Origin of the sequence: Pantoea sp. CTOTU46764 (genome assembly GCF_031974595.1) — a bacterium.
GTDB classification, from domain to species: Bacteria; Pseudomonadota; Gammaproteobacteria; order Enterobacterales; family Enterobacteriaceae; genus Pantoea; species Pantoea trifolii.
Genome location: NZ_DALYOQ010000067.1, coordinates 17,060 through 27,344, shown reverse-complemented (window position 1 = coordinate 27,344; position 10,285 = coordinate 17,060). Strand labels below are relative to the sequence as shown.

Sequence of the window (10,285 nt, the reverse complement as noted above, 5' to 3'; positions counted from 1 at the left end):
CCCGTGACGCAGCAGATGTGTCAGAGCCCGCACCAGATTTAAAGCAAAATGATTTCTTAACTGAAAAGCATTGAGGGAATTTCAATAACTTAATACTTCATCCTAAACGCTTCGGCCATCATTCCGATCTTGTGCATATTGTTATTATTGCGCGCCATTTTATGCGCTTCGGGTTTTAGGATGATTATCAGTAAATAGGCATCTGCATCCATCGCACCCCGGCAATAAACCAAATGGGCCTGATCGCTGGTGCGTTTGAACTGACGTAAGAATTTGGGAAAAGGTGCCTCCGCATCGGCAAGGTGAATGTGAGCCACCTGTTCTTCTTTTACCAATGGGTAGGTTCGGTCATCATCATAAAGAGCATCCCGACCAAATGTATCGGGCAACTCTCCGTCTTTTTTGTAGGAAAGAAAATCCGCCGCCAAATCATCAAGCTCTGCCGGGCTCAATTGCTGGCGGATCAAGGTTGATTTAAAAACCCTTATGCTCATTCGGTGAACTCTGTCAAATCCTTGTCAGAAGCGCCTTGCAGCAGTTTCTCTCCACTCTCCGCAATATCACTTAAGCGGTTAGCGTTGGGTCTGAATCGCGCCACGGTATGCACCTTTCCCTGTTTCTCTTCCAACAGATCAATAAGCTCTTCAAACACCTCAGCACTGATCATATAACCTGCGGGTCGGTTATTGGAGAGAACGGCAACCGGCTCATCAATGAAATACTTAGCGGGATTTTTCCTCAACTCCGTAATGTTTATCGATTTTTCTGCGAGAATGCGTTCCATAAAATTACCTCTCATCATATTTATTAAACACAGCATAATGCACATCAAAGTGTACATCAATTTTTGTGTTTAAAAATTATACGGAGGTGATTTAACGGACTTAAAGTAAAAATGCCGTTATTCCGGCTAAAAAAAAAGCGAGGCCGAAGCCTCGCCAAAAAGATGCCAGCCCTCAATCGTAATAAGGAAGTTTACGATCGACACCGTTAATGTTGACCAGCACAAAGCCCGTCGGCGCCGTTTTGTTGGTCGGTGTGCCGGCTGCCGTAGCGACAGTTAGCACCCCTTTCTCGTTCGCCCCAATTCCCGCCAATCCGTTATGCAGACCAAAACGCGCCGCCGGTTTGAAACCGCCCATTTTGGTGGTATCGGTCACCACCGAGAAGTCCTGCTGGAACAGCGAGCAGGAACCGGTATCGAAACGCGTTGGACCGGTACATTTCAGGTTCAGCATGGTATCGCCACTGTTGGCGCGCAGTTTTACCCACACCGCCGCATAGGTGGTGCCGACGCGGCTGTAGCGAATATCCAGCACCGCAGGTTGCCCCATGTGATAGGCATCGGCCCACACTGTTTCCAGGCGCTGCAGATTGACCCAGGTTTTACCGGTCGCCGCCACGTTGACCGGCGAACCCGCTGTGCCGGTGGGCTGAGTCGCATCCGCTTTACCAATAAACTCCATCACCCACTGCTGGTTGGCGTTCGGGAAGAACAGCTGCCCGACGCGGTACCAATTATCGGTATCGGTGTTATTGGTAATTTTGTAGCCGCTGTAATAGCCGGCGCGCAGCGATCCGGTCATGAAGGTGCCGTAGTTTTCGTCGCGACGATAGCCATATTCAAAGGTGGACAACCAACGTCCGGCGGCGGCATCCAGGCTGAGTTTCGCGCCGGATTGCAGGTTGAGCTGGCGGATCACCACGCGCGCATTGTTGAGATTCAACGGCGTGCCGCAATCCTCAATGTTCAGCGTATCCACCGTCCAGCCGCCGTCAGAGAGATCGCCCGGATTACGCGTGTGCTCGATCCACACGTTACGAATAATTCCCTGCGTCACACGCGGCATGTAGAGCGTGGCGTCGCCGTAACCGGTCTGGAAGTTACAGTTACACAGCTCAATCGCCGTGGAGTGATCCCACGCGCCTTTCGGCGAGTTTGACCAGCCAACATCAAACACGCGCGCGTAGGTATACAGGGTGTAAATCTGGTCGAATTTACTGTCGAGGGTATCCAGCACTTTAATCACCGTACCGCCGTTATTCTGCGCGCGGAAACAGTAGATATTGACGGTGGTGCCTTCGATGCAGGTGTTTTCGAAGAACGGCTGCACGTTGCTGCACATATCGGAGGTGATGGTGCTTTTGTTGGTGGTGATATCGGCCGATGCCTGGCCGTTCCACGCAATACCTCGGATGGAGGTACGACGCGCCTTCACCTTGAACACCGTGTTGGCACTTTTGTCGGAAATAATGGTGGTACGCGGCAACGAACCCAGCTCCACATCATCGCCTTGCAAACCAAAGAAGGCGCGCTCGGTGCCGCTGATGTCGATCGGGCTGATCAGGAATTTACCGCCAGGGAAACGCACCGGCAACGCGGTGATATTGCCCGAATAGCTTTGCGTCCACGCTAGCATGCGGTTAAAGGCGTCGGTATCGTTGGCGTAACCATCGCCTTTGGCACCGAAGTGATACACGTTGATCTCCGACGGATCGTTAATCACGCGTTTCCAGTAAAAACCGTTACCGATCACCAGCGTACCGCCATCTTCAACCGCCGTTGTGGTGCCGATAAAACCGGTAAAATCACCGCCACCGTGGAAGGTGGAGTCCGCGTTGTAGCGACGTAAGAATGCCAGATCGCCGTTTTTGGCCGGAACAGTGGTGCGCAGTTCTGCGTAAGAGTTAACTTCGATCATTATAGCCTCCTCGGCTTTTCGGGTAGGTAATGCAAATGCAAGAGAGCAGCGTTAGTGAGCCGGTTGGCCGCAGTGCTGATCCCAAAGATCGTTGTGATTGTTGATGGCGCGCACGGTGCGAACGTCCATGCGTTCGGCGTCATTGCCGTGGGTGTAAATCGGGGAAAAAAGGGTGCAGGCTGAGTCAATAACGACGGGGGCTTCAGGGCTGGTGGTATTTCGACTGCTGCAACTTGTCGCGAGCAGCAGCGTCATCAAGATTAAGGTTGCTGGCTTCCACACGTTTGGCCTCCTCGCGCAGCTGTTGCTGCTGCTGGTTAACCGCTACCGCTTGCGCCGCGGCTTTATCGGCGCGCTCGACGGCGGATTTGGATGCTTGCTGCACCTTGCCGATTTTTTTGCCACCGAAGTAGCTGGCGACCAGCGCGGCAATCACGCCCGCCAACGCAGCCAGCCAGTGCCAGCTGCCGCCGAGCAATGTGGTGAGAAGTGTCATGCTTTTTCCTCCATGGCGATTTTCTGCTGGTTAAGGCCTTTCTGGCGGACGAACTGAGCAATAACGCCCATCGCCACCATAAAGGCCCCAATCAGCCCCAAATAGTTGTGCGGCAGAATCTCTTTCACATCGGGCGGCATGCTGTTCCAGGCATCAAGCGCAGCGCTGGGAAACGATTGCACCCATGCGCTAAGCATCGAACCGAGCGACGCCAGCCACACCGACCAGGTTTTGAATAACAGCCGCGCATGTTTGACGAACTCCAGCGTGGTGAAACGCTGCATGATCAGCACCACAATGATCACCAGCAGCACCGCAATGATAAAAATCAACAGTTTCAGATTCATAGCAGTCCCCGATAGATGTCATAGGTGCCGCTGCGCATCACTTCGGCATGGCGCCGCGCGCGGCCCGAGGTTTGACGCGCCCACAGGCTATCGAGCATCGCGTTCGCCGCACTATTGAAGTCGCCCTGAGTAATCGCGGTGAGCATGCCGCGAAACATCGCCAATCCATCGATACCCAGTTGATAGCCCATGCTGATCAGCACATCGCAGCGCGCTTCATTGCATTTGGCCAGTGCCTGCTGCACCAGCGCACGTTGATGCATCTGCTGCACCTTGCCCTCAACAATGCACTGCTTCCACACATCGCCCACCGGACGCGGCACCTGGAAGATGTAGTTGCTGAGCGAGGCACCTTTTGGGCCGATGCGAATGCCGCCCGCGACCGTGGGAAAACCCAGTGTGTCGAGATAAGGCGCTTCGCGGTAACCCTCTTCGAAATTCAGGATGGCAATAATCTGGCTCATAGAAATTCCTCTTTGACGGGCGCAACAGTCCGAAAATGGCTGCGCAAAACAGCAAAAAAACATAAATTCCGCTGATCGTTTACAGCATTGAGCGCGTTGTTTGGTAAGCGAAACGCTCAAGAATGGTTAAACAGTGAGCAACAATGGAACGTTCCGTTTAAAACTGGGGAAAGTGATGCAGGTTTAGCGCACGGCGTACAAGTAAACGTGGGGCAAACAGCAGTTATCGACGCTCGCTTGCGCCTGCTGAACGCGGGCAGGCGCTAACACGGCGCAATCCACGCGCGACAGCGTCTGGCGCTGGCAGATGCGTTCAGCAGTACGTAGGGTGACATTTTCGTATTCGATGCCGAGTGCGCTATCGATGCTGCGCTTAAGGCGGCTGAGGGATTGACGTCGCCGATGGCGGCGTGTGCGTGCATTGCCGGTAAATACTGACTTCCCATATTGGATAATCGCCATAACTCCTCCTGTTAATGAGTCTTTGGCGATGGGGTGGCAGGCATGGCGATGCGGCTGATGCCGACGCGTTCGCTGTTCCTCCGGAAAATACTCGACGTCAACTCGCCCGGCTGCATTCGCGGCCAGGGTGAAGTAGAGGAGAGTGAAAAACAGAGGGCAACTGACAACGCTGCAAAGTGCGTATCCACCCCATCCCAAAGTTCACTAACTTTGGATGGTATGTATCGCGCTTGTGCAGCGCCTCAATTGTTTAAGAGCGGGCTCATCCGTGAGCAGATATGTTGTCCATCCATGCTCAAATTATTAACAGGTTCTAATGCATTGGCAAACACCAATGGTTAATTTTTTATTTACCAGCAGTTAAATTTATGATTTCAGCCAAAATATTTTTTTGTCGCAATCTGGCGTTTTGTGATCAGCCCAGTATTTGATAATCCCGCGCCTGGCTCATGATCACCCGCGCCACCACTTGCAGCGTCCTGGCTTCTTCCAGCGTGAGATACCAGGTTTCATAGCGCTTGTTATCGGAGATCACCGCGACTTTTTTGTGCTGAAGTTGCAGGCGTTTGAGATAGAGCTGATCGTCAAGCGTGAACAGATAAATGCCATCGCCGTCGAAGCGATGCACGCTGATATCGACAAACAGCTGATCGCGCGGCGCGAAGGTGCCGGCCATCGAATCGCTGTTGAGTGCGATGAGGCGAATATTCTCGGCCGGGCGGCCGTTAAACAGCACCCGCGCCTCTTCCAACCCATATTCAATGGCTTGAATGGTCTCCACCAGTTCATCGCGCGTAGAACTACTGCGCACGCCTTGCTGGCCGATATCCAAACTCTCAACGCGAAACAGCTGCTGTGGATCGACTAAACTGCGCTGCGTCAGCAACGCGGCCGGTTTTTCCATGCCAAATTGCAGCCACTCAACGCGCACGTCGAGTAACTGGCTAAGCGCCAGTAAATTATTATCATCAGGTATCGATTGTCCGTTAAACCATTTCCACACCCCCGGCGTTGAGATCTTGCATCCCCTCTCTTGCAGCGCAAGCGCAACCTGTTTGTTTCGTCCATGTCCGACAATTCCCGCGCTTTCGCATGCGGCAATCAGCCTGGCAGTGAATGCTTGTCTCGTACTCTCTTTTTTAACCATCAGTTAATAATCTGCCTTCAGTAAAAGACTGAATGTTATTTTCATTTTTGCTACCAGTTCATTTTATATTACCGGCAGTTTACTACCCAACCGCTTTTATCAATGAAGCTGGACAATCATTATCCCTCTCGCTTAGGCCAAAACCAGTGTTCAGTGCTATATCGCTTGTTCTGACAGGGGTTTTCAGGATTGTTCTGTAGCTATAAGACCAGCATCTAAAGGAAAAAATGGGTGAAAAGCCGCGAGCCCGCCATAGATGACAGAAATAAATCAAAAAGCTCTTGGAATGAGTGGATCGAAAGCAAAAAAAATGGGCACCGTTTTCGGTGCCCATTGTCATGCAGAGGCGAACATTAACGACGCAGCGTATCGTCGCCCCAACCTATCCATTTGTAGGTGGTCAACGCTTCAAGTCCCATTGGACCGCGCGCGTGCAGCTTCTGCGTGCTCACCGCCACTTCGGCACCCAAGCCAAACTGGCCGCCGTCGGTGAAGCGCGTGCTGGCGTTAACGTATACCGCCGATGAGTCAACCTGGTTGACGAAGCGATTGGCGTTGCCAATGCTGCGCGTCAGAATGCCATCAGAGTGCTGCGTGCCGTGTTCACGTATATGCGCGATGGCTTCATCGATATCCGCCACCAGCTTAACGTTCAGATCGTTGGACAACCATTCGTCATCATAATTTTCTGCTTGCACCGCCACCACCTCGGCAGCACCGTTTTGCAGCAGCGCCAGCACATTTTCGTCGGCGTGCAGCGCAATCTTCTCTTGCGCCATACGTTGCAGGAAAGCCGGAATGAAGTTGTCCGCCTGACCGCGATGGATCAGCAGCGTTTCCAGCGAATTGCAGGCGCTTGGACGCTGCTTCTTGGCATTAACGATCACTTCCAGCGCGGCCTCAGTCTCCATGGTTTCATCAAGATAGAGATGGCACACGCCGATGCCGCCGGTGATCACCGGAATGGTGGAGTTTTCACGGCACAGCTTGTGCAAACCCGCGCCGCCGCGGGGGATCAGCATATCGACGTATCGATCAAGCTTCAGCAGCTGATTCACCAGCTCGCGATCCGGGTTTTCAATCGCCTGCACCGCGCCCGCCGGTAAACCGTGCTGGGTCAGCGCATTCTGGATCACGCGCACCGTGGCGGCGTTGGTGCGATAAGTCTCTTTGCCGCCGCGCAGAATCGCCGCGTTACCGGTTTTCAGGCACAACGATGCCACATCAACAGTCACGTTAGGGCGCGCTTCATAAATCACACCAACCACGCCGAGCGGCACGCGACGACGCTCGATGCGCAGGCCGCTATCGAGCTGGCCGCCGTCAATCAGCTGACCAACCGGATCCGCCAGGCGACACACCTGACGCACGTCATCGGCAATGCCTTTCAGGCGCTGCGGGTTGAGCGTCAGGCGATCGAGCAGCGCTTCGCTCATGCCGTTTTGGCGCGCATCCGCCAGATCCTGCTCGTTGGCCGCCAGGATGTCCGCGCTTTCCGCTTCCAGACGATCGGCGATGCTCAGCAGCACCTGATTTTTTTGTTCGGTGGAGAGTTCCGCCAGTTTGTACGACGCAGCACGCGCCGCTTTACCCATCTCTTCTAACATCATCCGCTCCTTAACTGACGATCATGTCGTCGCGGTGCACCGCTACCGGGCCATATTCGTAACCGAGGATCTCGCCGATTTCCTGGCTGTGATGGCCAGCAATCATGCGCATGGCATCGCTGTTATAACGCGTGACGCCGTGGGCGATATCGCGCCCTTGCAGATTGCGAATACGGATTACTTCACCGCGCGAGAAATTGCCCTGCACGTCACGGATGCCTTTTGGCAGCAGCGAACTGCCGCGCTCCAGCATCGCGGCCAGCGCGCCATCATCAATGGTGATTTCGCCTGCCGGCGGTGCGCCGAAGATCCAGCGCTTACGGTTCTCCAGCGGCGACTGCTGCGCGTGGAAACGCGTGCCGACCGGTTTGCCATGCAGCACATCGCTGATCACGTCCGGACGGCTGCCGGCGGCGATGATCACATCAATGCCGGCGCGGCAAGCGACGTCCGCCGCCTGCAGTTTGGTTGCCATGCCGCCGGTTCCCAAGCCGGATACGCTGCCGCCCGCGAGGGTGCGTAACGCATCGTCAATCTGTTGCACGTCGCTGATCAACTCCGCTTCCGGATTGGTACGCGGATCGGCGGTGAACAGCCCTTGCTGATCGGTCAGCAGCAGCAGTTTATCTGCGCCACCGAGCATCGCCGCCAGCGCCGACAGATTGTCGTTGTCGCCCACTTTAATTTCGGCGGTCGCCACCGCATCGTTCTCGTTAATCACCGGCACGATGTGGTTGTCGAGCAGCGCACGCAGCATGTCACGCGCGTAGAGAAAACGTTCACGGTCCTCCATATCGGCGCGCGTCAGAAGCATCTGCCCAATGTGAATGCCGTAAATCGAGAACAGTTGTTCCCACAGCTGGATCAAACGGCTCTGCCCCACCGCAGCCAGCAGCTGCTTTGAGGCGATGGTAGGTGGCAGTTCGGGGTAACCAAGGTGTTCGCGTCCGGCAGCGATTGCGCCAGAGGTGACGATAACAATGCGATGGCCTGCCGCGTGCAACTGCGCACACTGACGAACCAACTCCACCATGTGCGCCCGATTCAACCGACGTGAACCGCCGGTGAGGACACTAGTTCCCAACTTGACCACAAGGGTCTGACTGCCACTCATGTTTTTCCTGCCATGTAAGAAAAAAATCTGCGAAGGGACGTTTTATCAGGAGTGAGCAAGGAAGCCAACAACAGCAAGGGGAAAAGCACAAAAATCCCCTGACAATGCGGTAGACCAAAAGTTCGCGATTAACAAGAAATCCGAAAAACTGTCATAAAACGTTCATCACCACCCGGTAAAAAGTTCCGTGTTTTACAAAACCTTTCACGGGTACAACAAATTTTACTCATTGGGATTGATAGCAAAATGAAGAAGAGCACACTGGCATTAGTTGTATCAGCGCTGGCACTGGCTTCCACCGCAAACGCCGCAGAAGTGTATAACAAAGACGGTAATAAACTGGACTTCTACGGCCGTGTTAAAGCTGAACACTACTTCAGCGATAACACGTCAAGCGACGGCGACAAATCTTATGTGCGTATCGGTTTCAAAGGCCAGACGCAGATTAATGACCTGATGACCGGTTACGGTCAGTGGGAATATCAGTACAACGCGAACAACTCTGAAGGTTCAGACGCCAACGCTGGCAACAAAACCCGTCTGGGCTTTGCTGGTCTGAAATTCGGTCAATACGGTTCATTCGACTACGGTCGTAACTACGGCGTGCTGTACGACGTAGAAGCCTGGACTGACGTATTCCCAGAGTTCGGCGGTGACGGTACGGCGCGTACCGATAACTTCATGACTGCGCGTGCAACTGGCGTGGCCACTTACCGCAACAGCAACTTCTTTGGTCTGGTTGATGGCCTGCGCTTCGCGCTGCAATATCAGGGCAAAAACGACGCCACCAGCGCCAACGCCCGTGGCAGCATCACCGATACTTCGCGCCAGAACGGCGACGGTTACGGTGCGTCACTGGGTTACACCATCGCTGACACCGGCATCAGCCTGATGTCTGCCATCACCTCTTCTGACCGCACTAACCAGCAGCAGCTGCAAGCGCTGGGTAGCGGTGATAAAGCGGAATCATGGGGCGCGGGTATCAAATACGATGCTAACAGCATCTACCTGGCTTCTATCTACACCGAAACCCGCAACATGACGCCAATCGGCACGCGTGGTTTTGCTAACAAAGCGCAGAACTTCGAAGTGGTCGCGCAGTATCAGTTCGACTTCGGCCTGCGTCCGTCCCTCGGCTATATCCAGACCAAAGGCAAAGACATCGAAGGGATCGGTGACGAGGATCTGGTTAAATACATCGACGTGGGCATGACTTACTACTTCAACAAAAACATGTCGACCTTCGTGGATTACAAAATCAACCAGCTGGATGACAACAACAAGCTGAACCTGAACAACGATGACGTTGTTGCAGTTGGCCTGACGTATCAGTTCTAAAATACTCTTCATCCTTCACGCTGCAGGGGCGTTGGCTGCGTGTGTTCACCCCAGTCACTTACTTCAGTAAGCTCCTGGGGATTCACACACTTGCCGCCTTCCTGCAGCGAGAATGATTCGAATATTGCTGTACCCTCGCTGTGTCTATAAAAAAAGAGCCGGCTCATCACCGGCTCTTTCCTGTTTAAACCCTTAAATACCTATCAGGCGCTCAATTTCACCGGCTCTTCTTTAAAGCCTTCTGCCGGTCGCAGATCGAGTTTCTGTTCCAGCAGCATCGCCTTCAAGCGCTCATGGAAATTACGCAGCGTGCTTTCCACTTTGGCGTTGTTCTCTTTGCCTTTGATGGTTGCCGCGCCCCAATCACCCGCTTTATCAAACAGGCCAAAATGATATTCGTAAGTGAAGTGATCTTCATAGGCTTCCAGCGTCATCCACCAGCCCCAAAACTCACGTAGCTCTGGTGCAGGCTTAACATTGACACACGCTGCCAGGCAATCGAAGAAGAAGCGTGTCTCTTCGCATTTGCCTTCACGGATATACGGCCCCAATTCGGTGAAGCGCTTAAGCAGGCGACTACGGGGGTGACCACTCGGTAATGTCATCTC

General features: G+C 53.7%; 13 protein-coding genes. 2 read left to right on the top strand and 11 right to left on the bottom strand.

The window, feature by feature from the left end; genetic code table 11:
• Positions 1-89 precede the first annotated feature (89 nt).
• The 7 genes from RTM06_RS18335 to RTM06_RS18305 all read right to left on the bottom strand — a co-directional run bounded on the left by RTM06_RS18335 (position 90) and on the right by RTM06_RS18305 (position 4,471).
• Complete coding sequence (locus tag RTM06_RS18335; RefSeq protein ID WP_312184106.1) at positions 90-494, bottom strand: type II toxin-antitoxin system YafO family toxin; 405 nt, start codon at positions 492-494, stop codon at positions 90-92.
• Entirely contained in the window at positions 491-784 is a 294-nt protein-coding gene (gene yafN / locus RTM06_RS18330) for a type I toxin-antitoxin system antitoxin YafN (protein ID WP_179451753.1), read from the bottom strand. Before yafN ends, RTM06_RS18335 begins: the two co-directional genes overlap by 4 nt.
• Positions 785-956: 172 nt before the next feature.
• Entirely contained in the window at positions 957-2,702 is a 1,746-nt protein-coding gene (locus RTM06_RS18325) for a glycosyl hydrolase family 28-related protein (protein ID WP_312184103.1), read from the bottom strand.
• A 202-nt stretch (positions 2,703-2,904) separates the two neighbouring features.
• Positions 2,905-3,198: a hypothetical protein gene (locus RTM06_RS18320; RefSeq protein ID WP_061717524.1), complete on the bottom strand. Its 294-nt coding sequence runs from the start codon at positions 3,196-3,198 to the stop codon at positions 2,905-2,907.
• Positions 3,195-3,545 (bottom strand): hypothetical protein, encoded by a 351-nt coding sequence (locus RTM06_RS18315; RefSeq protein WP_008108960.1) that lies wholly within the window; start codon positions 3,543-3,545, stop codon positions 3,195-3,197. Before RTM06_RS18315 ends, RTM06_RS18320 begins: the two co-directional genes overlap by 4 nt.
• Positions 3,542-4,009: a hypothetical protein gene (locus RTM06_RS18310; RefSeq protein WP_312184100.1), complete on the bottom strand. Its 468-nt coding sequence runs from the start codon at positions 4,007-4,009 to the stop codon at positions 3,542-3,544. The genes RTM06_RS18315 and RTM06_RS18310 overlap by 4 nt, the downstream gene beginning before the upstream one ends.
• A gap of 183 nt (positions 4,010-4,192) precedes the next feature.
• The gene (locus tag RTM06_RS18305) at positions 4,193-4,471 is read right to left on the bottom strand and encodes a hypothetical protein (protein WP_256695720.1); all 279 of its coding nucleotides are present in this window, start codon (positions 4,469-4,471) and stop codon (positions 4,193-4,195) included.
• Between the two features lie 42 nt (positions 4,472-4,513).
• Between RTM06_RS18305 and RTM06_RS18300 the strand changes: the two genes are divergently transcribed.
• Positions 4,514-4,813, top strand: coding sequence for a hypothetical protein (locus RTM06_RS18300; protein ID WP_256695719.1), 300 nt, complete (start codon positions 4,514-4,516; stop codon positions 4,811-4,813).
• Positions 4,814-4,886: 73 nt separating this feature from the next.
• Here RTM06_RS18300 and RTM06_RS18295 read toward each other — a convergent pair whose 3' ends face one another.
• From RTM06_RS18295 to proB, 3 genes are all read right to left on the bottom strand, one after another.
• Entirely contained in the window at positions 4,887-5,618 is a 732-nt protein-coding gene (locus tag RTM06_RS18295; protein ID WP_312184097.1) for a S24 family peptidase, read from the bottom strand.
• Between the two features lie 353 nt (positions 5,619-5,971).
• Positions 5,972-7,225 carry a glutamate-5-semialdehyde dehydrogenase gene (proA, locus tag RTM06_RS18290; RefSeq protein ID WP_312184110.1) on the bottom strand — a complete coding sequence of 418 codons (1,254 nt, stop codon included), beginning with the start codon at positions 7,223-7,225 and terminating at the stop codon, positions 5,972-5,974.
• Between the two features lie 10 nt (positions 7,226-7,235).
• Complete coding sequence (gene proB / locus RTM06_RS18285; RefSeq protein WP_256695717.1) at positions 7,236-8,339, bottom strand: glutamate 5-kinase; 1,104 nt, start codon at positions 8,337-8,339, stop codon at positions 7,236-7,238.
• A 246-nt stretch (positions 8,340-8,585) separates the two neighbouring features.
• Between proB and ompC the strand changes: the two genes are divergently transcribed.
• Positions 8,586-9,677, top strand: coding sequence for a porin OmpC (gene ompC, locus RTM06_RS18280; protein WP_312184094.1), 1,092 nt, complete (start codon positions 8,586-8,588; stop codon positions 9,675-9,677).
• Positions 9,678-9,880: 203 nt separating this feature from the next.
• Here the strand turns inward: ompC and crl are convergent, their stop codons facing one another.
• A complete protein-coding gene (gene crl / locus RTM06_RS18275; protein ID WP_008108946.1) occupies positions 9,881-10,282 on the bottom strand; it encodes a sigma factor-binding protein Crl in 402 nt (133 codons plus the stop codon).
• Positions 10,283-10,285: the final 3 nt, after the last annotated feature.

Excerpts from the sequence above, each read along its gene's own strand:
- RTM06_RS18335 (WP_312184106.1), bottom strand. The coding sequence starts at position 494 with ATGAGCATAAGGGTTTTTAAATCAACCTTGATCCGCCAGCAATTGAGC.
- yafN (WP_179451753.1), bottom strand. The coding sequence starts at position 784 with ATGGAACGCATTCTCGCAGAAAAATCGATAAACATTACGGAGTTGAGG.
- RTM06_RS18325 (WP_312184103.1), bottom strand. The coding sequence starts at position 2,702 with ATGATCGAAGTTAACTCTTACGCAGAACTGCGCACCACTGTTCCGGCC.
- RTM06_RS18320 (WP_061717524.1), bottom strand. The coding sequence starts at position 3,198 with ATGACACTTCTCACCACATTGCTCGGCGGCAGCTGGCACTGGCTGGCT.
- RTM06_RS18315 (WP_008108960.1), bottom strand. The coding sequence starts at position 3,545 with ATGAATCTGAAACTGTTGATTTTTATCATTGCGGTGCTGCTGGTGATC.
- RTM06_RS18310 (WP_312184100.1), bottom strand. The coding sequence starts at position 4,009 with ATGAGCCAGATTATTGCCATCCTGAATTTCGAAGAGGGTTACCGCGAA.
- RTM06_RS18305 (WP_256695720.1), bottom strand. The coding sequence starts at position 4,471 with ATGGCGATTATCCAATATGGGAAGTCAGTATTTACCGGCAATGCACGC.
- RTM06_RS18300 (WP_256695719.1), top strand. The coding sequence starts at position 4,514 with ATGGCGATGCGGCTGATGCCGACGCGTTCGCTGTTCCTCCGGAAAATA.
- RTM06_RS18295 (WP_312184097.1), bottom strand. The coding sequence starts at position 5,618 with ATGGTTAAAAAAGAGAGTACGAGACAAGCATTCACTGCCAGGCTGATT.
- proA (WP_312184110.1), bottom strand. The coding sequence starts at position 7,225 with ATGTTAGAAGAGATGGGTAAAGCGGCGCGTGCTGCGTCGTACAAACTG.
- proB (WP_256695717.1), bottom strand. The coding sequence starts at position 8,339 with ATGAGTGGCAGTCAGACCCTTGTGGTCAAGTTGGGAACTAGTGTCCTC.
- ompC (WP_312184094.1), top strand. The coding sequence starts at position 8,586 with ATGAAGAAGAGCACACTGGCATTAGTTGTATCAGCGCTGGCACTGGCT.
- crl (WP_008108946.1), bottom strand. The coding sequence starts at position 10,282 with ATGACATTACCGAGTGGTCACCCCCGTAGTCGCCTGCTTAAGCGCTTC.